This window comes from Telluria sp. ZB4P36 (assembly GCF_059685865.1).
Map to the genome: position 1 here is coordinate 1 of NZ_JCASIE010000024.1, position 21,547 is coordinate 21,547.

Consider the following 21,547-nt stretch of genomic DNA (forward strand, 5'->3'; position numbering starts at 1 on the left):
GGTATTACAATAATGACCGCATCAAACTCAAACTAAAAGGCCTGAGTCCCGTGCAGTACAGGACCCAGGCCATGGGCGCTTAACGACTTAACGTCCAACTATTTGGGGTCAGTTCACATAGCCGTCCACCCTACATCAAACCCTCAAATACAAGCACGTCGACCATGTCGCCGGCCGCGACATTGCCCTGTTCGTCGTGCAGCACCACCATGCAGTTCGCCTCCGACATCGAGCGCAGGATGCCCGAGCCCTGCGAACCCGTAATTCGCACTTCCGGCTGGCCGTCTTCGCCGCGCGCCAGGATACCGCGCTGGTATTCCGTGCGGCCGGGTTTCTTGCGGATCGCGCCGCCCGACCTTGCGCGCAGCAGCGGCAGCGGGGCCTCGGCGCCCATCATGCGCAGCAGCGCTTCGCGGGCGAAAAAGTAGAAGGACACCATCACCGCCACCGGATTTCCCGGCAGCCCGAACAGGAAGGCGCTGCGGCCGTTCGAGTTCACGCGTCCGAAGGCCAGCGGCCGCCCGGGGCGCATGCCGATCTTCCAGAAGCTGACCTCGCCCAGCTTCGCCATGATCTGCTTGGTATAGTCGGCCGCGCCGACCGACACGCCGCCCGAGGTGATGATGGCGTCCGCATTCTCGCAGGCACTGCGCAGGGCGTCTTCCAGCGCTTGCGGATCGTCGCGCACGACGCCCATGTCGACGATGTCGCAGCCCAGGCGCTGCAGCATGCCGTAGATGGTGTAGCGGTTGCTGTCGTAGACGCAGCCTTCGTCGAGCGCCTCGCCGACCGAGCGCAGTTCGTCGCCGGTCGAGAAGAAGGCGACCCGCAGGCGGCGCTGCACCGCGACTTCGGGAATGCCGAGCGAGGCCAGCATGCCAAGGTCGGGCGGCCGCACCACGCGGCCAGCCGTCAAGGCCGCGCTGCCGGCCCTCAGGTCTTCGCCGGCGAAGCGGCGGTTGTCGCCCGCGCGGATCACGCCGGCGGGAAGCAGGATGTTGTCGCCCTCCTGCGTGACGAATTCCTGCGGCACCACACTGTCGCAGCCCTCGGGCATGACGCCGCCCGTCATGATGCGTACGCATTCGCCGGCGGCCGGAACCAGCCCGGAAGGATTGCCGGCGAAGGCCGTGCCGATCACGCGGAGGGACACGGGCCCATCGCTGCGCAGGTCTGCGCCGCGCAGTGCAAAGCCGTCCATTGCCGAATTGTCGTGGGCCGGCACGGCGATCGGCGAGATCACGTCCGCGGCCAGCACGCGGCCGAGCGCGGAACGCAGCGCCACTTTCTCGACGGCGCGGACAGGCTGTGTGAATTCGCGGATGATGCGCTGGGCGTCGCGCACGGGCAGGGCGTCCGGGTCGTAGCCGGACAGGCAGCCGGTCACCTTCGCCAGCGAGGGCGGCAGCGTGTCGTCCAGGTCCTGCAGCTCGTCCAGCGTATTGATGTTGCGGAAGGCCTCGGCATCTTCGAACAGTACCTCGACCGCTTTCAGATCCTTGTACCAGCCGTCCATGCGGCGTCCGCCCTCGGCCAGGTAACGGGACAGCACCGGCAGCCGGCTCGTCTTCACCAGGCAGAACACCGGGTGCGGCTGCGGGCGCATGCCCGGCTCTTGCGTGACGGCGAAGGCGAGGTCGGCGTCCGCCTCTTCGGCGGCCGCCGCCAGGCGCGCGGCCAGGTCGGGCGGCAGGAAGGGCGAATCGCAGGGCACCGCCAGCAGCCAGGGCGTGACGCAGTGGCGCAGGCCGGCTTCGAGGCCGGCCAGCGGACCGGCGAAGCCGGGCGTCTCGTCCTGCCACACGGGCGCGGCGAGTTCCAGCCAGGCGTCGACGTTGCGGTTGGCGTTGACCATGACCGAGCCGACCTGCGGTATCAGGCGCTCGATCGCGTGCTGCGCCATCGGTTTGCCGCGGAAGGGCTGCAGGCCCTTGTCGACATTGCCCATGCGCGAGCCGCGCCCGCCCGCCAGGATCAATCCTGTAATGAGTTTCTTGTCCATGAGTGTGTGCTAGCCGCCGATATACGACATTTCGACCTTCTTGCCGCGCGCGAGCCCGGAAGTGTCGACCGTGCGCGTTTCCGAATAGCGGTCGCCGCGACCGCGCCACAGCAGGGCCAGCGCGCCCGCGATCTCGGCGTCGGTCCGGCCGCTGCGCAGCAGGGTGCGCAGGTCGTGGCCGCGGGTGGCGAACAGGCAGGTGTAGAGCTTGCCCTCGGTGGACAGGCGCAGGCGGCTGCAGTCGTGGCAGAAGGCCTGAGTGACGCTGGAGATGACGCCGACTTCGCCGCTGCCGTCGAGGTAACGCCAGCGCGCGGCAGTCTCGCCCGTGTAGTTGGCGGCGGCGGGCGCCAGCGGCAGCTCGGCGCCGATGCGCCGGATCACCTCGGCCGAGGGAATCACTTCGTCCATGTTCCAGCCGTTCGAGGCGCCCACGTCCATGTATTCGATGAAGCGCAGGATATAGGGCGAGCCCTTGAAGTGGCGCGCCATCGGCAGGATCTGGTCCTCGTTGGTGCCGCGCTTGACCACCATGTTGACCTTGATCGGTCCCAGCCCGGCCGCATGGGCGGCGTCGAGGCCGTGCAGCACGTCGGCCACCGCAAAATCGACGTCGTTCATGCGCCGGAACACCGTGTCGTCGAGCGCGTCGAGCGAGACGGTGACCCGGTCCAGGCCCGCATCCTGCAGGGCTTGCGCCTTGCGCGCCAGCAGCGAGCCGTTGGTGGTCAGGGTCAGGTCGAGCGGACGGCCGCTCGGCGTCGGCAGGGCGCGCAGCATGCCGACCAGGCGCTCGAGGTGCTTGCGCAGCAGGGGTTCGCCGCCGGTCAGGCGGATTTTCTCGACGCCGTGGGCGATGGCGATGCGCGCCACGCGCGTGATCTCTTCAAAGGACAGCAGGTCGCCGTGCGGCAGGTAGGCATAGTCCTTGTCGAAGACTTCCTTCGGCATGCAGTAGACGCAGCGGAAGTTGCAGCGGTCGGTGACCGAGATGCGCAGGTCGTGCAGCGGCCTGCCGAGGGTGTCGGACAGCAGGCCGGTGGGCGCTTCCGGCTGCGGCGGCACCGCCAGCGCCGGCGAGCGCAGGTCATTCAGCAGGATGATTTTTTCAGGCATGCCAGTACGATAGCACGATGCCCGCCAGTGCACAGGCGGCGATCAGCTTGATCGGCCCGACCTTATACTTCAACAGGGCGATGCTGACGGCGGCGCCGATGGCGATCGCCGCCGGCTGAACCTGGCCGCCGGCGAAAAACACGTGCTGGCCGAAAAACACGGCCAGGCTGGCGACCACGCCGACCACGGCGGCCGAGATCGCGGTCAGCGGCGCGGTGAGCCTGACCTTGCCACGCCCGGACTCGACCAGCGGCCCGCCGGCCAGGATGAACACGAAGGAGGGCAGGAAGGTGAACAGGGCGGCGACCAGGGCGCCGGCGATGCCGGCCAGCGGCAGCGCGGCCGGGCCGAACAGCGCCTGGGTCCAGCCGCCCACGAAGCCGACGAAGGCGACGATCATGATCAGGGGACCGGGCGTGCTCTCGCCCAGGGCCAGGCCGTCGATCATCTGGGTGGCGCTGAGCCAGCCGTACTTCTCGACCGCGCCCTGCACCACGTAGGGCAGCACGGCATAGGCGCCGCCGAAGGTCATCAGGGCGGCCTTGGTGAAGAACCAGCCCATCCGGCTCAGGGTGGCATCCACGCCGTAAACGGCGGCCAGCGCCAGCCAGGCACCAAGTAGAAGGCCGATGCCGATGAAGGAGGCCTTCAGCAGGCCGCGCAGCGAAAACCGGGCATGCGCCGGGGTGGGCGTGTCGTCGTCGATCAGGGCCGGCCCGTAGTGCTTGCGGTCGGCCGGGTGGCCGCCGCCGGGCTGGAAGCGCTGCGGCCACCGGCGGCCGCCGATGAAACCGGCCAGCGCGGCGGCCAGCACGATCAGGGGAAACGGAACGTCGAGCACGGCGATGGCAATGAAGGCCAGCGCGGCGATCGTAGCGAGGGCGCCGTTGCGCAGCGTGCGCGTGCCGATGCGCCAGGCGGCCGCGATGACGATCGCTACCACCGCCGGCTTGATGCCGGCCATGATGCCGGCGATCACGGGCAGGTGGCCCCAGGCCAGGTAGATCCAGGACAGGCCGATCAGCAGCGCCAGCGAAGGCAGGATGAACAGCAGCCCGGCCAGGATGCCGCCGACGCTGCGGTGCAGCAGCCAGCCGATGTAGACGGCCAGCTGGGTCGCTTCCGGGCCGGGCAGCAGCATGCAGTAGTTCAGGGCGTGCAGGAAGCGCTGCTCGGAGATCCAGCGGCGCCGCTCGACCAGTTCGGCGTGCATCAGGGCGATCTGGCCGGCGGGGCCGCCGAAGCTGATGAAACCGAGCTTGAACCAGTAGAGCAGGGCTTCGCGGAGAGTGACTTGGTGAGGCATGCGGTATCGTAACCCATCAATAAAAAAGGGAAGCCGGAGCTTCCCTTTCTACTTTGCAGTCAGCAGTTTACTGACGCGTATCCACCTGAACCAGCGGCTCGTCGACCGGCGCCTGCACCGGCTTGCGGGCACGGCCCATGCGCGGTGCGATGTTGGCCTGGGCGGCGGCTTCCTGGGCGGCGCGCAGCTTTTCCGGGTCGGTCGACGCGAGCTGCAGGCCGGCCTGGGACAGCACCTCGTTCATGTCCACTGGTGCCTGGACAGGCGCCGGCGCGACAGGAGGGACGGGAGCGGGAGCAACCGGAGCGGCCGGTGCTTCAGCCACCGGCGCCGGTGCAGCTTCGGCAACCGGAGCAGGCTGAGCCACTGGAGCTGCCGGTGCCTTGGCCGCAGCCATCGATGCCGCGGTCGGGAACAGCCACGGACCCGGCTCTGCCGTCACGGCCGGCGCCGCAGCCACTGGGGCAGCCACTGGGGCAGCGACCGGAGCAGCGACCGGAGCAGCCGGAGCCGCAACCGGTGCAGCGGCGGCGGCGTCGGCCTGGGCCTTGGCAGCCACCGACGCGGCGGTCGGGAAGGGCCATGGACCCGGCTCGACCGGAGCGGTCTTCTTCGGTGCGGACTTGGCTTCGGCCGCGACCTTCGCGGCTTCCTCGTCGGCCACCGGAGTGAAGGCCGGTGCGCCTTCGACGCCGTCCACCGATTCGATGCCTTCGGCTTCACGGTCGCGGCGGTTGCGGTTGCGGCCACCACGGCGGCGGCGGCGGCGCGGCTCGTCTCCTTCGCCGTCCAGTTCCTCGCCGGCTGGGCCGGTCGAAGCGACCTTCACCGCATGCTCCAGCACGTCGCCGTGCGGGGTGGTGGTGGCCAGCTCGCTTTCCTCGCTCGGGGCCGGCACGGCCTGGAGCTTCAGCTCTTCCGCCTTGGCCTCGACTGGCTGCTGGGCGCTGCGCTCGCCGCGCTCGCGCGGCTGGCGCGGTGCACGTTCCTTGCGCTCGCCCGGCTCACGCTCGGCGCGCTCGCCACGTTCCGCGCGCGGTGCGGCCGGTGCGCCGCTTGCGGCATCCAGCTGCTCACGCGGCTCGCGCGGTGCGCGCGGTTCGCGTTTTTCGCGCGGCGGACGTGCCGGCTTGCCTTCGGCTTCCAGCGGCTTGACGCCGTCATCAGACTTGACGCTCAGGTCGCGCTCGTCGCGGTCGCGGCCGCCCTTGGCGCCGCGGCCATTACGGGTGCGCTGCTGGTTGCCGCGGCCACCGCGTTCGCCACGCTCGCCAGCCGGTGCGGCCGGCTTTTCAGCCACGACCGGTGCGGGTGCGGGCGCCGGTGCGACCGGTGCGCCCATGAAGAAGTTCTTGATGCGGGCGAAGAAGCCCAGTTCGGCCGGGGCCGGCGCGGCCGGCGCGCTCGGTGCCGGTGCAGCCATCGGCGCGGTCTTGGCCGGCTTGGCGGCTTCGCTACGGTCCACCATCGGGGCCGGCTGGGCCGGGGTGATGGTCTTGACGACGGCTTCCTGGCGCGGCTTGGCTTCTTCTTTCTGGCGCTTGGCGAAGCCCATGTCGGTCTCGGCCGATTCCGCCATGGTGTAGCTGGCGGCGGCGTCTTCCAGGCGCGGGTCGTCGTGCTTGATGCGCTCGAGCTTGTAGTGCGGGGTGTCCAGATGCTTGTTCGGGATCAGGATCACGGTGATGCGGTGGCGGTTCTCGATCTTGAGCACTTCGCCGCGCTTCTCGTTCAGCAGGAAGGCGGCAACGTCCACCGGCACCTGCACGTGGATCGCGGCCGAGTTTTCCTTCATGGCCTCTTCCTGGATGATGCGCAGGACTTGCAGGGCCGAGGATTCGGTATCGCGGATGTGGCCGGTGCCCGAGCAGCGCGGGCAGGTCACGTGCGAGCCTTCCGACAGCGACGGACGCAGGCGCTGGCGCGACAGTTCCATCAGGCCGAAGCGCGAGATCTTGCCCATCTGGACGCGTGCACGGTCGTGGTGCAGGGCTTCCTTCAGGCGCGTTTCCACCTCGCGCTGGTTCTTGGCCACTTCCATGTCGATGAAGTCGATCACGATCAGGCCGCCCAGGTCGCGCAGGCGCAGCTGGCGGGCCACTTCGTCGGCCGCTTCGCAGTTGGTGTTGAAGGCGGTGGTCTCGATGTCCGAGCCGCGCGTGGCGCGTGCCGAGTTGACGTCGATGGAGACCAGGGCTTCGGTGTGGTCGATGACGATCGCGCCGCCCGACGGCAGCGGCACGGTGCGCGCGTAGGCGGTTTCGATCTGGTGTTCGATCTGGAAGCGCGAGAACAGCGGCACGTCGTCGCTGTAGCGCTTCACGCGGTGCGCCATGTCGGGCATCACGTGCGACATGAACTGCTGCGCCTGGTCGAAGATCTCGTCGGTGTCGATCAGGACTTCGCCGATGTCCGGCTGGAAGTAGTCGCGGATCGCGCGGATCACCAGCGAGCTTTCCTGGTAGATCAGGAAGGGGCCCGAAGCCGACTTGCCGGCGCCTTCGATCGCGCGCCACAGCTGCATCAGGTAGTTCAGGTCCCACTGCAGTTCTTCGACGTTGCGGCCGATGCCGGCGGTGCGGGCGATGACCGACATGCCCTGCGGCAGGTCGAGCTTGTCCATGGTCTCGCGCAGTTCCTGGCGCTCTTCGCCTTCGACACGGCGCGACACGCCGCCGCCGCGCGGGTTGTTCGGCATCAGGACCAGGTAGCGGCCCGCCAGGGAGATGAACGAGGTCAGGGCCGCGCCCTTGTTGCCGCGCTCTTCCTTCTCGACCTGGACCATGATTTCCTGGCCTTCGCGCAGGGCTTCCTTGATGGTGCAGTTACGCACGTCGACGCCATCGCGGAAATAGGTACGGGCAACTTCTTTGAAGGGGAGGAAACCGTGGCGGTCTTCGCCGTAGCTGACGAAGCAGGCTTCGAGGGAGGGTTCGATGCGGGTGATGACACCCTTGTAGATATTCGACTTGCGTTGCTCGCGACCGGCGGTCTCGATATCGATGTCGATCAGCTTCTGGCCGTCGACAATCGCTACGCGCAACTCCTCTTGCTGCGTAGCGTTAAACAACATACGTTTCATTTTTATTAACTCCGCGGCCCGAAGGCCGTGTCATGCCGCGTTTGTAAGACGCGGCGAAGTACATGGGATGTACGCGGAGAGGGGATGTTGGAGGGGGGAATACCCGGGACGGGGCAGGGCGATGCAAGGCATCGCTGCCGCACGGGGCGCAGTGGTGTCGAACGTCATTGTCTACGCACGCCGCAACCAAGCAACTGGTCCGCCTGCCACCACGTTGGGGTGGGCACGGCGGGGACAGCGGGGCGGTGTGCAACAACGAGCCAAACCGTAGCCAGCATACAACCAAGACGTCGAGGCGAACAAACAGCCTTTACTACTTTCGAGCCTTCAGGTGAGGCTTACATCGGGTCGGGCGAAAACGACAAGCGTTATCGACACCATCAACCGGCGAGCCGCCAATCAGCGGCTTTCCGGTACTTATCCATACAAATCCAAACAATCCAATCCGGCACTCAGCCACGCAACCCGATTGCAACTGCAGGTGCAACCCTGATCGGCGCCTGAATGTGCGTACACGTTTTTTTCCACCGAATTTGCTCATGGCAGGGCCGGTGGAGCGCGCCCCTGTGTAAAATATCGTTTTAATTCTTACACCAGCAGAGGTTTGACCGCCGCCTGTCGATTATATATTCAAAATGAAGGACTTAGAGAGAATTTCTGGGAAGACAATGCGAACAGTGGTACAGAACGATGTTGTTCCCCCTTCATCACAGCCAACGATCCAGGCGCAGTTTGTGACAATCACCGAGGAAGAAGCCGGCCAGCGCATCGATAACTATCTGTTGCGTGTGTGCAAAGGCGTCCCCAAGAGCCACATCTACCGCATCCTCCGTTCGGGGGAAGTGCGGGTCAACAAGGGCCGCATCGACCAGCTCTACCGCCTGGTCGAGGGCGACCTGGTGCGCATCCCGCCGATCCGCATCGCCGAGAAGGCCAGCGCGCAGGCGGCGCCCGGCGCCGAATTCGCCATCGTGTTCGAAGACACCCACCTGCTCGTCATCGACAAGCCGTCCGGGGTGGCGGTGCACGGCGGCTCGGGCGTGTCGTATGGCGTCATCGAGCAGTTGCGCGCGGCGCGCCCGCAGGCCAAGTTCCTGGAACTGGTGCACCGGCTCGACCGCGAGACCTCGGGCTTGCTGCTCATCGCCAAGAAACGCTCGGCGCTGACCAACCTGCACGACCAGATGCGCGACGGCGTGACCGACAAGCGCTACCTCACGGCCGTGGTCGGCGACTGGACCAACAAGCGCCAGCATGTAAAGCTCCCTTTACATAAATTCACGACCCCGGACGGCGAGCGCCGCGTGGTGGTACAGGCCGGCGGCCAGGAAGCGCACACGGTGTTCAATCTGAAGCGCAAGTGGAAGGACTTCGCCCTGCTCGAAGCCGAGCTGAAAACCGGCCGCACCCACCAGATCCGCGTGCACCTGGCGTCGAGCGGCTTTCCTATCCTGGGTGACGAGAAATACGGCGATTTTGCCTTGAACAAGCAGCTTCAGAAGGCAACTGCCGAGCGCGGGGCGCTCAAGCGCATGTTCCTGCATGCCTACCAAATCACCTTCACGCACCCCGACACCGGCCAGCCGATGACCTTGCGCGCGCCCTTGCCGGCCGAGTGCGACCGATTCTTGGTAAGCTTGGGACAACCATTAACATAAAGGCATGGCGGCTACCCGCCGTGCACATGACACTACAATGCCAAGAAAGCAATTTGACCTGATCGTTTTCGACTGGGACGGTACGCTGATGGACAGCACGGCGGCGATCGTCCGCTGCATCCAGTCGGCGGCGCGCGACCTGGGCTTGCCGGTGCCGAGCGACGCCTCGGCCTCGCATGTCATCGGCCTCGGCCTGTCCGAGGCGATGCAGGCCGTGCTGCCGGACATCGACCCGGTGCTGTACCCGCGCATGGTCGAGCGCTACCGCTATCACTTCCTGACGAAAGACCACGAACTGGTGCTGTTCAAGGGAGTTCGCGAGATGTTGAGCGATCTTTCGCAACAGGGTTATTTCCTGGCGGTGGCCACGGGCAAGAGCCGCGTGGGCTTGAACCGGGCCATGAACGCGGCCGGGCTACTGGCCATGTTCGACGCCACCCGCTGCGCCGACGAGACTTTCTCCAAGCCGCACCCGGCCATGCTGCAGGAACTGACGCGCGAGCTGGGGCAGGACCTGCGCCGCACCGTCATGATCGGCGATACGACCCACGACCTGATGATGGCGAACAACGCGGGCGCGGCCGGTATTGCAGTCGAGTTCGGCGCCCATCCGGTGCATCAGCTGCAGGCCTGCAAGCCGATCTTCTCGGCCCGCACGATTCCCGAGCTGCACACCTGGTTGCTGGAGAACGCGTAAGAATGGGGGAAGATCGCGGGCTGTTCGTGTGCGAAGCCGCAGCCTTGCTCGACGGCGGGAAGGGCGTCCGCTTCCCAGTAATTGCTTTTGGGCACCCAACCACCGGCTTTGTGGTACGGTATGGCGGTAAACCATTTGCTTACCTGAACCGTTGTGCCCACGTGCCGATCGAACTCGACTGGTCGCAGGGCGACTTTTTCGAGTCGAGCGGGCTGTACCTGATGTGTGCGACCCACGGCGCCGTGTACGAGCCGGATACCGGCAGGTGCGCCGGCGGACCTTGCCGCGGCGGCAAGCTGCGCCCGATCGCGGTCAGCGAACACGACGGTGGCATCTGGTGGCAGCCCGACGAGATGGTGCGGGCACCGGCACCCTAGGTATCCGTCCGGAACAACAAAGCGGAAAATATGAGCGACCAAACGAGTCACGACCACGATCCTGCAGGCGAACATCCGGCCGACAAACGGCTTGCCTCCGACCCCAGCGTCAGCAACTGGGAGCGTGCCACGCTGGAAAAGCTGGTGTTTGCCACCGTGCAGGAGCGCCGCGCCGCGCGCCGCTGGGGCATCTTCTTCAAGCTGAGCTTCCTGCTGGTCGCCATCCTGGCCCTGCTGACCTATTACGATTCCGCTGTCGGCCTCGGCGGCGACGAGAACCTGGGCCGCCACACCGCCCTCATCGAAATCAATGGCGAGATCGAGTCCGAAGGCAGCGGCGCGGCCGACACCGTGATTCCCTCGCTGAACAAGGCCTTCTCCGATGCCGGCTCGGCCGCGGTGGTGCTGCGCATCGACAGCCCCGGCGGCAGTCCGGTGCAGGCAGGCATCATCGTCGACGAGATCCAACGCCTCAAGCGCGGCTACCCGGACAAGCCCCTGTACGTCGTGGTGGACGAGATGTGCGCCTCGGGCGGCTATTACATCGCCTCGGCGGCCGACCGCATCTACGTCAACAAGGCCTCGATCGTCGGCTCGGTCGGCGTGCTGATGGACAGCTTCGGTTTCACCGGCACCATGGAAAAGCTGGGCGTCGAGCGGCGCCTGCTCACGGCCGGCGAGAACAAGGGTTTCCTCGATCCGTTCAGCCCCCAGTCCGACAAGCACAAGGCGCACGCCCAGGCGATGCTCAATGAAATCCACCAGCAGTTCATTTCGGTGGTGCGCGCCGGCCGCGGCAAGCGCCTGAAGGAAACGCCTGAAACCTTCTCCGGCCTCTACTGGACCGGGGCGAAGGCGGTGGAAATGGGCCTGGCCGACGGCTTCGGCACGGTCGACTCCGTGGCGCGCGACATCGTCAAGGCCGAGGACATCGTCGACTACACCGCCCACGAAGGCCTGCCGGAACGTGTGCTGAAGAAATTCGGTGCGGCGGTCGGGAATGGTGCCGTCAGCGCCGTCTACAAGGGAGCCGTGCCGCAATTAAGATGACAATTTGCTTGCATCCTGCGGAACATGTTCTATATTGGGTGTAGCGGCTTGAGGGCGGTCCGGCCACGACACACACGTCATGACCGAACCGGATCGAAAGCCGCCCCCACTGCACCAGTGGTGCAGCTTCGAGAGAATTCAATTCCTCACGGTTGTGTTCCTTCTCAGGAAGTGGAAACGGCGGCTTTGGCCGTCGTTTTCATTTCCCGAGCGAGGAAGCTCAGGTGCAGGTGCCGACCTGCTGGGCATCTCCATCGTGTACCGGCTGGCAGTTGGTGATCCGAGCTTGAGTCGCTTCCTCGACCTGGCTGAAGCCACCGCGGTCGAGCCAGGCCTGGAAATCGCGCCGGGCATTTGCATACCAGGCAGCACGCAGGGCCGGGGCCCCATGATGCAGGTGGGGAATATGTCCGCCATGCTGCCAGCGCGCCAGGGCGAGCTGGGTGGGAAACAGGGAAGCATGAAGTCGGGCAATCTGGCGCCGCTCGGCAGGATCAACTGCAAGCGGGAGCGGTCCATCGGTCGGTTGCGCGTCGGTGTGCACGGTCTTGTCCTATTGGTCTATGCGAGGAGTTGACTGTTAAGATGTCCTCGCGTCGTTAGGCGGATTCCTAACGCGTTGAAGTCTATCAATAGGAAAGTTCCTAGGCTTGACGCTCGTCAAATGAATAGATGCATGCGCGGGCGAGGGCAGTGGTGCCGGCGCTTTGTCGAGGCTGCCCCTTCTGTTAAAGTGGCGCCCCATGAGCAAACTTTCCCTGGACCGACTCCTGCAATCGCAGGGATTCGGCACCCGCAAATACTGCCGCGCCCTGATCGAGGACGGCGACGTGCTGGTCAACGGCGCGGTCGAAGACAACTACAAGGCCACTTTCGATACCGACAATCTCGTGCTGACGGTGTTCGACGAGGAATGGCGCTACCGCGAGCGCGTCTACCTGGCGCTGTACAAGCCGGCCGACTACGAATGCTCGCGCAAGCCGAGCCACCATCCCGGCGTGCTGACCCTGCTGCCCGAGCAGTTCGGCTGGCGCGAGGTGCAGCCGGTCGGCCGTCTCGACCACGACACCACCGGGCTGCTCCTGATGTCGGACGACGGACCCTTCATCCACGCCCAGTCCTCGCCCAAGCGCCACGTGCCCAAGGTCTACCAGGCCACCACCGCCGAGCCGGTGACGCAGGCACTGGTGGACCAGTTGCTGGCGGGCGTACAGCTGCACGACGAGCCGGCCCCGTTAAGGGCGCTGTCCTGCGTGCAGCGCGGCGAGCACCAGCTCGAGATCGTGCTGGAGCAGGGCAAGTACCACCAGGTCAAGCGCATGCTGGCCGCCGCCGGCAACCATTGCAGCGCGCTGCACCGCTCGCAGATCGGCGGGCTCACCCTGGAGGCCCTCGGGCTGAAAGAAGGGGAGTGGTGCTTCCTCGAGCAGGAGCAGCTGGCGCTGCTGGTTCCCTGAAGTGCGCCATTAAACGGGCTTTTCCGCGACACTGCCGTTGACAATCCGCCATGTCATGGACGCTCATGTCCATGAGCCTGGCGGCCGCACAGCCGTTTCCGAAGAAAGCCCATGCACTTAAAGAAGATCCCTGCAGCATTGCTGCCCCTCCTGTTCGCCCATCCCGTCGTCGCCCAGCAACTCCCGCAGCAATTGGCCGATTGCGCCAAATTCGCCGACACCAGCCAGCGCCTGATCTGTTTCGACCGCCTGGCCGCCGCCCATGGCGCCACGCCCGCCGCGACCGCCGTACCCGTCATTTCGCCTGCGGCCACGAACGATGTGGCGGCCGCCATGCCCGCCCTGCAGCCGTCCGCCTTCCCGGCCAAGGTCCGGCCCAACCCGGCCGCATCCACCGATCCGGCCGTCGAAGCCGCCGCCGAATACACCATGGACGGGCACTGGGAGCTCAACGCGAAGCACCGCCGCGGCACCTTCGTGTTCCGCCCGCACCGTGCGAACTACCTGATCGCGGCCCGCAGCTACCGCCCCAACGAGGCGCCCTACGAACCCCTCCGCGCGGCGGATTTCACCGGCAAGTTGTCGCATGCTGAGCTGCAATACCAGCTCGGCTTCAAGATGAAGGTGGTCGAGACGGCCTTCGAGCTGCCGGTCGACGTCTGGTTCGGCTATACCCAGAACAGCTTCTGGCAGGCCGGCAACCGCGAAGCCTCAAGCCCCTTCCGCGAAACCAATTACCAGCCCGAAGTCATGCTGGTGACGCCGCTGAACTTCAGCGTGCTCGGCGCCAACCTGAAGTTCCTGAACCTGGGCTTCAATCACCAGTCGAACGGCCAGTCCTCGACCCTGTCGCGCAGCTGGAACCGGATCTATGCCCAGGTCGGCCTGGAACGCGGCCGCCTGTCCATGACGGCGCGGGTCTGGAAGCGCATCAACGAATCGCTCGAGGATGACAACAATCCGGACATCGTCGACTACCTGGGCCGCGCCGAACTGGCCGGTAACTACCGGATGGATGGACACGAGTTCTCGGCCCTGCTGCGCCATAATTTTTCGACCAACAAGGGTGCGACCCAGCTCGGCTGGGCCTTCCCGCTGGCGGGGCCGCTGAAGGGCTACGTGCAGTGGTTCTCGGGCTATGGCCAGAGCCTGATCGACTACAACTACTTCCAGCGCAGCATCGGCGCAGGGGTGGTGGTCCGGTACTGATCCATGAAGCTTGCCACCCTCAAGGACGGTACCCGCGACGGCCAGCTGCTAGTAGGGCGGCAGCGACGATTTCCTCGGCCCGATGGACGACATCGTGCTGGCGCATGAAGAATGGGGCATCGATTTCGAGGCCGAGGTGGCGGTGGTCACGGGTAACGTGCCGATCGGCGCCACGCCCGACGAGCTGGGCGAAGCCTGGCGCGGCGGCAAGCTGCACCTGCCGCTGCGATCGAGCTGGAATGGCCACCTGGTCGGGCAGCCGGACGCCGGGACCGACATGGTGTTCAACTTTCCGCAGATGGTCGCGCACCTGGCCAAGAACCGCAATGTGCGTGCCGTCAGCATCGTCGGCTCGGGCACGGTCTCGAACAAGGACAGCAGCAGGGGCTATTCGTGCATCGCCGAGCAGCGCTGCCTGGCGATGATCGCCGACGACGCGGCCAGCACGCCCTTCATGCGTTTCGGCGACACCATCCGCATCGAGATGCTGGACGAGAAGGGGAAGTCGATCTTCGGCGCGATCGACCAGGCGCTCAAGCGGCTGGAGCGCTGAGGGCCGCTATTGCCCCGACCAGAAGGTATCGGATGCGCCGCTGCCGCGCAGGTCGACCTCGACCGGCCGGCTGATGCGCCGCAGCACCTCGCTTGCCAGCAGGCGCCCGTCCGCTTCGTGCAGCCGGTACCACAGGAAGGCCACGCCCGACAGGCGCAGCTGCTGTCCGGTAAACAGGTTTTCCTTCACGATGCTCATGCCTTCCAGCCGCAGCTCGACGTCGAGCAAGAGGCTGCCCGCGGTGCGCTCGCTGTAGCCGAGGTAGCGCGCGGCATTGAACAGCGGGCTTCTGTCGCTGGCTTCGCCGGCCTTGAGCGATTCCACGAAGGCATCCACCAGCTTCAGCTGCGCCAGTGCCGCCGCCGCGACCGCCGCGAATTCTTTCTTCTGTTCGCCCTTGGCGTCGTCGATCAGCGCCTGCAGCTCGGCGATGCGCTGGGCGTAGCCGGCCCGGTGCTCGGCGAGGGCCTTGAGGCGCCCCAGCAGCCTGTCGTAGCGCGCCCAGTCGAGTTCGCCCAGGTAGCCGGACCCGAGCCCGCTGACGCGCTCCGGGCAAGCCTGGGCCAGGGCGCTGGCGAACAGGCTGCGCGCGCCTTCGCCATAGCCGATCCCCGTCACCGTCACGTCGCTGCGCAGCAGGGCGGCGAGGTCGGCGCCGGCGCGCACGGTGGCCGGCACCACCGTCAACACAGCCAGGGGCAGGGCGGCCGCGCCGGAGCCGGGCGGTCGGTGTGTATCGAGGTAGCGCTGCAAGGCCTTGTTCCTGTCGGCCATGTCGCTGGACAGGCGGGCGACGGCGCCGTCCACGGTGCGCGCCGCCACCATGCCCTGGGCCGTGGCCGGATCGTAGAGGGCGGCGGAGCGGCCGGGCGGCAGGCGGGCGCACAGCCCGGCCGCGAGTTCGCGCGCCAGGTCGAAGGCGCGTACCAGGCCGGCCGCGCCGAACTGGCGCGTATCGATGCTGCCGGCCAGTGCTTTCGATTGGGCCGGCGGCAGGCGCGCCAGCAGTTCGGCACGCTCGGCTTCGGCCAGGGCCTGGCGCGCCTCGGCCTCGAGTTGGCGGACGCGCAGCTCGGCCTGCTCGCCTGAGGACTGGCCATGGGCCGGCGCAGCGAGCGTGACGAGCAGGATAAGGAGTGCAAGGAAGCGCGGCAAGGATTCCTTCGAATAACTGTAATGAATTGTCGAGAAATGGTAGGAGAAGTTTCAGGGCGATTGATTGCGAGATGTCAAGCTCCCTAGAATCGCCAACTTGTCCTTGCAAGATCAGGGACTTGCGCTAGCCGGCAGGGAAACAGTCTGTAACACGTTTCAGCGTTGGCTAAATTGAAATGCGATAGAATTGACGGGTTAACAAAGTGGTTCTATGAGTATTATTAATTTGCCATTTGCCGGCCTCGAGCTTGGCTTTGCCGTGTCGCTAGCGTGTTCGCTGCTGCTCGTCCTCACGACGCGCTGGCACGGCCGCTACTCGCTGGACGCGACGCATGGTGTGCAGAAATTCCATATCACCCCGACGCCGCGCATCGGCGGTGCCGCCATCATGCTCGGCCTGTGGCTGTCGCTCGGCGTGCTGCCGTCGGATCAGCAGGAATTGCTGCTGCCGGTGCTGGTGTCTGCCATGCCGGCCTTCGTGTTCGGCCTGGCCGAAGACCTGACCCGCAAGGTCTCGGTGCGCGCGCGCCTGTTCGCCACCGTCGCCAGCGGCGTGTGCTGCTGGGGCCTGACCGGTGTCACCCTGCTGCGCGTCGGTGTCGCACCGATCGACATGATGCTGGCCTGGCTGCCGGCCTCGGTCTTGTTCACCGCCGTCGCCGTGGGCGGCGTGGCCAATGCGGTCAACATCATCGACGGTTTCAACGGCCTGGCGAGCGGCACCGTGCTGATCGGCATGGCCGCGCTCGGCGTCATCGCCCAGGACGCCGGCGACGCCACCCTGGCCCAGCTGTGCTTCGTGGTCTGCGCCGTGACGGCTGGCTTCTTTGTGATCAATTTCCCGTTTGGCAAACTGTTCCTCGGCGACGGCGGCGCCTATCTGCTCGGCTTCCTGCTGGCCTGGTTGTCGGTGATGCTGGTCTACCGCAACCCGCTGGTGTCGCCATGGGCGCCGATGCTGGCCTGCGGCTATCCGATCTTCGAAACCGTGTTCACCATCGTGCGCCGCCTGTGGTGCCGCCGCCATCCTGGCCACCCGGACAGCTGGCACCTGCACAGCCTGGTCAAGACGGCGCTCGTGGCGCGCTACCTGCGGGCGCTGCCGGCGCCCTTGCGCAATTCCTGCGTGTCGTCGGTTTCCTGGCTGGTGGCGCTGGTGCCGGCCATGATGGCGGTGCGCTTCTCCGCCGTGCCGGAAGCGCTACTCCAGGGTGTGCTTGCCGGCTTCCTGCTGTACCTGTCGGTGTATGCCTTCGTGGTGTCCGCATGGTGGGCGCGCCGCCGCCGCATCAAGCGCAGCGAAGCGCTGCCGGAAGCGATGCTGGGGCAGCCGGACAGTCCGTTGGTTCGGCGCGGACTCTGAGCTTCCCGCTGCAAGCCTAAAAGCGCCATAATTCGGGTTGGGGCGCGTGCCCAAATTCAACTCACCCGGGTAAGGTATGACCATTCTCGTGACTGGTGGCGACGGCTTCATTGGTTCTCATTTCGTGGGGTGCAGAGCGTGAGCGGCGGCTCCCGCCGCGACTGGTTCGCGCAGCACTACGCAGGCAAGTCTACGGCACCATGAAGATCCTACTGTTCGGCAAGGACGGGCAGCTTGGCTGGGAACTGCAGCGTGCGCTGGCGCCGCTGGGCGAACTGCGCGCACTCGGCCGGGCCGAAGCCGACTTCTCCGATCCTGCCTCCCTGCGTGCCTGGGTGCGCAGGGAGCGGCCCGGGATCATCGTCAATACAGCGGCCTATACGGCGGTCGACCGTGCCGAGACCGATGAAGCGGGCGCACGTGCCGTCAACGCGCTGGCTCCGGGCGTGCTGGCGGAAGAGGCCTGCGCCTGCGGCGCCTGGCTGGTGCACTACTCGACGGACTACGTGTTCGGCGGCGGGCAGGGCAGCGGAGCGGGCGGCGCCTGGAGCGAGACCGACCCGTCCGGCCCACTGTCTGCCTACGGCCGCACCAAGCTCGAGGGTGAAGATCGCGTCCGGGCGAGCGGCGTGCGCCATCTCATCCTGCGCACCTCTTGGGTATTCGGACGGCACGGCGCAAACTTCCCCAAGACCATCCTGCGCCTGGCGAAGGAACGCGCGCAGCTCGAGGTCGTCGCCGACCAGGTCGGTGCACCGACCAGTGCCGGCTTGCTGGCGGACCTAAGCGCGCTGGCGCTGTACCGCATCGCCCTGGAGCCCGGAGCTGCGGAAGGATGGTCGGGTACCTACCACGTGGCGGCATCCGGCCGCACCAACTGGCACGCCTATGCGTGTCACCTCGTCGAGCAGGCACTGGCTCATGGTGCGCGGCTGGCGCTGTCGCCCGAACGCATCATGCCTGTCGCGGCGGCGGACTGGGGCGCCGCGGCGGCGCGCCCGGCCAGTTCGCTGCTCGACACCACCAAGTTCCGGACCCGCTTCGCACTGGCGGTGCCGGACTGGCGCGACGACGTCAACCGCTTGGTCGCCGAACTGGTGGCGGGCGGCAAACTATGAGGGTATCCATGAATGAATCTGCAAGGCGCGAGGGCGTCATCACGGGAGGCGGTAGCGCGAGGCATCCTTACCCCGTGAGGCAGGCAGTGTCGAAACAGCCGATGCTCGCCGGAGCCGGCAAGGCGGTGTACTGATGCGCTTCACCCGTCTTTCCATTCCCGACGTCCTGCGAATCGAGCCGCGCGTGTTCAGTGACACGCGCGGCGAGGTCTACGAGAGCTTCCACCAGGCGCGCTTCGAGGAAGCGGTCGGCCGCAGGGTGAGCTTCGTGCAGGATAACCATTCGACATCGTTGCACAACGTGCTGCGCGGCCTGCACTACCAGGTGCGGCAGTCGCAAGGGAAACTGATACGGGTTGTCAGGGGCAGCGTCTTCGACGTGGCGGTCGACATGCGCCGATCCTCGCCGAGCTTTGGCCAGTGGACTGGCGAGATCCTGAGCGCCGCGAACAAGGCGCAGCTGTGGGTTCCCGAAGGGTTCGCCCATGGTTTCCTTGTTTTGTCCGACTCGGCCGAGGTCGTCTACAAGCTGACCGACTATTACGCCCCGGAGAACGAGCGCTGCATCGCCTGGAACGATCCGGCATTGAATATCGACTGGCCTCTTGCACACGCGCCACTGGTATCGGCCAAGGACGGGCAGGGCCTGTGCCTGCAAGACGCCGAGGTTTTTCCCTGAATCCCCGCAGTGGGCTTACAGTTTTACGACAATTGGTCTATAACCCTTTGTTATGGATAAACCTTAAATTATCGGATTTTCACACAATGTAACAAAAAAAACCATTTGTCGCGCATCAACCTAAAGCAACTCTTATTTGATCAATATCGTACAGGCGTTACGTGTGCTTTCAAGGGAGATTGATTGTTGTGCGGCAGCGATTTTATTTGGCGCGGACAATTTCTTACTGTGCAGGAGACGCGCAAGGAGGATATAATTCTAGGTTATCCGACTGTTACCGTTCTTCTTTCCCGAGTATCATATGTCCAAGATTTTGCTCCGCGCTGTTGCGCTGGCTATCAGCGCCGCTTCGACCATTGCATCTGCTCAAGAGTCGTCGGCGCGCTCCGACGAGATGTTTGGCCAAGAGCCGGCCACCGCAGCTCCGTCTACCGCCACGCCGCCCCAGTCGCGTCGATTGTCGATCACCAATGTTACTCCCGCGACCGCGTCGGTTGCGCCGTCCCCGTCACCCGTGCAGACGCGCCAGGCGTCCCGGATTTCTCGGGGGCTGCAGGTGCAGGACCCGGAGGGTGCGCCGCGAGGGCGCCAGGTGCCGGGCCGTGAGCCTGTCGAGGACAAGGAGCAGACAGGGGTTCAGACCGAATTCCAGAAATTTATTTTCGACAGCGTTGGTCAGGATCTTCCCATTTTCGGTGCCAATTTCTTTGCGAACGCCCCGTCGACCTTCGCCCCGATCCTGAACGCGCCGGTTCCATCCGAGTACGTGCTCGGCCCGGGCGACGAGCTCCTGATCCGCGGCTGGGGAACCATCGACATCGACTTCCGCGCGACGATCGACCGTAATGGCACGATCACGATCCCAACCATCGGCGCGGTCGTGCTGGCTGGCGTGAAGGCGGGTGACGCCGATGGCGTCATCCGCGGCGCCATCGCCAGGCTGTACAAAGGTGTCACCGTCAGCGTGAACTTTGGTCAGCTGCGGGCAATCACGGTGTATGTGGTCGGCCAAGCCAACCGTCCGGGTACCTATACCGTATCGAGCCTGTCGACCCTCGTGACCGCATTGTTCGCCAGCGGCGGGCCGAACGCCAACGGCAGCATGCGCCGGGTCCAGGTGAAGCGGGCCGGCCGCGTCGTCACCGAGCTCGACCTGTATGCCTTCATTGCGAAAGGCGACAAGTCGGCCGATGTCAAGCTGCAGGACGGCGATTCGATCTACATTCCGCCGGTCTCCGGCTATGTCGCACTCGTCGGCAAGGTCAACAGCCCCGCGGTGTACGAACTCAAGACCGGCAGTGACACCGTCGAATCGATGCTCGATTTCGCCGGTGGCATGCCGGTGGTTGCCGACCCGCGCCGCGCCTTCCTCGAGCGCATCGACCCGACCAAGAGTCGCCCTCGCAGCGTCGAGCAGTTCGCGCTCGACTCTGCCAACCTGAAGCGTCCCTTGAAAAATGGCGATGTGCTGAACATCACCTCCATCACGCCGGAATTCTCGAACGCGGTGATCCTGCGAGGTAATGTAGACCAGCCGGTCCGCGCACCATTCAAGCAGGGCATGCGCGTGAGTGATCTGATTCCGAGCCGGGATTACCTGATCACCCGTGCATCGGTGAAGCGGCAGAACGAGGTCGTCTCCACCGGCCAGGACGAGCAGGTGACGAATGAACGCGTCGATACCATTGCGGCAAGCGTGGGGAACCTGGTCGACGAAGTGAACTGGGATTATGCGGTGGTCGAGCGCATCAACCGTAGCGATCTCTCGGTTACCTTGGTTCCATTCAACTTGGGCAACGTATTCGCCAACCCCGCAGGTGCGGACAACATCGAGCTCCAGCCGGGCGACACCGTCACAGTCTTCTCGCAGCAGGATGTGGCCGTACCCATGGACAAACGACGCGTACTAGTGCGCATCGAGGGTGAAGTTAAGATTCCGGGCGTCTACCAGATGAGCGCGGGCGACACGCTGCAAAGCTTGTTGGCCAAGGCTGGCGGCCCAACCGCGAACGCCTACCTGTTCGGGACTGCATTTCACCGTGAGACCGTGCGCAAGGAACAGGAGATCAACCTGGAAAAAGCGGCGCGCCGCCTCGAGGCCCAGCTCACGAGCGAGCAGAGCCAAGCGGTTGCAAACCAACAGGCACTTGCCACGGTCAACCCGCAAATGATTGAAGCACAGCAGCAGGCCCAGGCCGCACTGGCCCGTCAGAGAATCGAGCAGTTCCGCCAGTTGAAGCCTACTGGCCGGATTGCCTTCAATCTGGATCCGAAGGAACGTTCGTTCAGCCGTATTCCACAAGTAAAGCTTGAAAACGGCGACCGTCTGATTGTGCCAGCAACGCCGGCTTTCGTTCATGTATTTGGCGCAGTCAACGCGGAGTCTTCTGCGCTGTGGAAGCCGAATGCACGCATCAAGGATTACTTAAAAGTAGCAGGGGTAACTTCGGACGCAGATATCGATGAGACGTTCGTTATCCGAGCCGACGGTAGCGTCGTTTCGCGCGAATCGGGTAATTGGCTGTTTGACAGTATTGGCGGACTGGAAGTCATGCCGGGCGACAGTGTTGTCATTCCCGAGAAATTCGACCGCGAAACAAAATGGACGAAATTCATGAAGGGCACACGTGAGTGGGCGCAGATTTTTGCAAACTTCGGCCTTGGTGCAGCGGCGATCAAGACGCTGCGTGATTGATGTCACCCGAAGCCAATTCGTATGAGCGAA

Annotated in this window: 17 protein-coding genes and 1 pseudogene; 13 read left to right on the forward strand and 5 right to left on the reverse strand. The window is 65.3% G+C overall.

Annotation, left to right across the window (positions count from 1 at the left end; all coding sequences use genetic code 11):
• Positions 1-83 (forward strand): IS3 family transposase (locus tag AC56LK_RS22245; RefSeq protein ID WP_497186712.1); only part of this gene is annotated, 83 nt, incomplete at its 5' end.
• A 47-nt stretch (positions 84-130) separates the two neighbouring features.
• Here the strand turns inward: AC56LK_RS22245 and moeA are convergent.
• From moeA to AC56LK_RS22265, 4 genes are all read right to left on the reverse strand, one after another.
• Positions 131-2,002, reverse strand: coding sequence for a molybdopterin molybdotransferase MoeA (gene moeA / locus AC56LK_RS22250; protein ID WP_497186650.1), 1,872 nt, complete (start codon positions 2,000-2,002; stop codon positions 131-133).
• A gap of 9 nt (positions 2,003-2,011) precedes the next feature.
• Positions 2,012-3,118, reverse strand: coding sequence for a GTP 3',8-cyclase MoaA (gene moaA, locus AC56LK_RS22255; protein ID WP_497186651.1), 1,107 nt, complete (start codon positions 3,116-3,118; stop codon positions 2,012-2,014).
• The gene (chrA, locus tag AC56LK_RS22260) at positions 3,111-4,424 is read right to left on the reverse strand and encodes a chromate efflux transporter (protein ID WP_497186652.1); all 1,314 of its coding nucleotides are present in this window, start codon (positions 4,422-4,424) and stop codon (positions 3,111-3,113) included. The genes moaA and chrA overlap by 8 nt, the downstream gene beginning before the upstream one ends.
• Positions 4,425-4,491: 67 nt before the next feature.
• Complete coding sequence (locus tag AC56LK_RS22265; RefSeq protein WP_497186653.1) at positions 4,492-7,506, reverse strand: Rne/Rng family ribonuclease; 3,015 nt, start codon at positions 7,504-7,506, stop codon at positions 4,492-4,494.
• 668 nt (positions 7,507-8,174) lie between these two features.
• On the opposite strand from AC56LK_RS22265, the gene AC56LK_RS22270 reads away from it, so the two are divergent.
• From AC56LK_RS22270 to AC56LK_RS22305, 8 genes and pseudogenes are all read left to right on the forward strand, one after another.
• Complete coding sequence (locus tag AC56LK_RS22270) at positions 8,175-9,164, forward strand: RluA family pseudouridine synthase (RefSeq protein ID WP_497186654.1); 990 nt, start codon at positions 8,175-8,177, stop codon at positions 9,162-9,164.
• Positions 9,165-9,201: 37 nt separating this feature from the next.
• Positions 9,202-9,861 (forward strand): HAD-IIIA family hydrolase, encoded by a 660-nt coding sequence (locus tag AC56LK_RS22275; protein WP_497186655.1) that lies wholly within the window; start codon positions 9,202-9,204, stop codon positions 9,859-9,861.
• Between the two features lie 2 nt (positions 9,862-9,863).
• Positions 9,864-10,238 (forward strand): Rieske (2Fe-2S) protein, encoded by a 375-nt coding sequence (locus tag AC56LK_RS22280; protein ID WP_497186656.1) that lies wholly within the window; start codon positions 9,864-9,866, stop codon positions 10,236-10,238.
• Positions 10,239-10,268: 30 nt separating this feature from the next.
• Positions 10,269-11,288 (forward strand): S49 family peptidase, encoded by a 1,020-nt coding sequence (locus tag AC56LK_RS22285; RefSeq protein WP_497186657.1) that lies wholly within the window; start codon positions 10,269-10,271, stop codon positions 11,286-11,288.
• A gap of 79 nt (positions 11,289-11,367) precedes the next feature.
• On the forward strand, positions 11,368-11,865 hold the full coding sequence (locus AC56LK_RS22290; protein WP_497186658.1) for a hypothetical protein: 498 nt from the start codon (positions 11,368-11,370) through the stop codon (positions 11,863-11,865).
• A 166-nt stretch (positions 11,866-12,031) separates the two neighbouring features.
• Entirely contained in the window at positions 12,032-12,745 is a 714-nt protein-coding gene (locus AC56LK_RS22295; protein ID WP_497186659.1) for a pseudouridine synthase, read from the forward strand.
• A 111-nt stretch (positions 12,746-12,856) separates the two neighbouring features.
• Positions 12,857-13,954 (forward strand): phospholipase A, encoded by a 1,098-nt coding sequence (locus AC56LK_RS22300; protein ID WP_497186660.1) that lies wholly within the window; start codon positions 12,857-12,859, stop codon positions 13,952-13,954.
• Between the two features lie 55 nt (positions 13,955-14,009).
• Positions 14,010-14,507 (forward strand): annotated as a pseudogene (locus tag AC56LK_RS22305) (fumarylacetoacetate hydrolase family protein); the annotation flags it as partial.
• 6 nt (positions 14,508-14,513) lie between these two features.
• Here the strand turns inward: AC56LK_RS22305 and AC56LK_RS22310 are convergent.
• Positions 14,514-15,662 (reverse strand): hypothetical protein, encoded by a 1,149-nt coding sequence (locus AC56LK_RS22310; protein WP_497186661.1) that lies wholly within the window; start codon positions 15,660-15,662, stop codon positions 14,514-14,516.
• A 211-nt stretch (positions 15,663-15,873) separates the two neighbouring features.
• Between AC56LK_RS22310 and AC56LK_RS22315 the strand changes: the two genes are divergently transcribed.
• The 4 genes from AC56LK_RS22315 to AC56LK_RS22330 all read left to right on the forward strand — a co-directional run bounded on the left by AC56LK_RS22315 (position 15,874) and on the right by AC56LK_RS22330 (position 21,517).
• Positions 15,874-17,025 (forward strand): MraY family glycosyltransferase, encoded by a 1,152-nt coding sequence (locus tag AC56LK_RS22315; RefSeq protein ID WP_497186662.1) that lies wholly within the window; start codon positions 15,874-15,876, stop codon positions 17,023-17,025.
• A 200-nt stretch (positions 17,026-17,225) separates the two neighbouring features.
• Complete coding sequence (rfbD, locus tag AC56LK_RS22320) at positions 17,226-18,143, forward strand: dTDP-4-dehydrorhamnose reductase (RefSeq protein WP_497186663.1); 918 nt, start codon at positions 17,226-17,228, stop codon at positions 18,141-18,143.
• A 133-nt stretch (positions 18,144-18,276) separates the two neighbouring features.
• Positions 18,277-18,822, forward strand: coding sequence for a dTDP-4-dehydrorhamnose 3,5-epimerase (gene rfbC, locus AC56LK_RS22325; protein WP_497186664.1), 546 nt, complete (start codon positions 18,277-18,279; stop codon positions 18,820-18,822).
• Positions 18,823-19,123: 301 nt separating this feature from the next.
• The gene (locus AC56LK_RS22330) at positions 19,124-21,517 is read left to right on the forward strand and encodes an SLBB domain-containing protein (RefSeq protein WP_497186665.1); all 2,394 of its coding nucleotides are present in this window, start codon (positions 19,124-19,126) and stop codon (positions 21,515-21,517) included.
• Positions 21,518-21,547 lie beyond the last annotated feature (30 nt).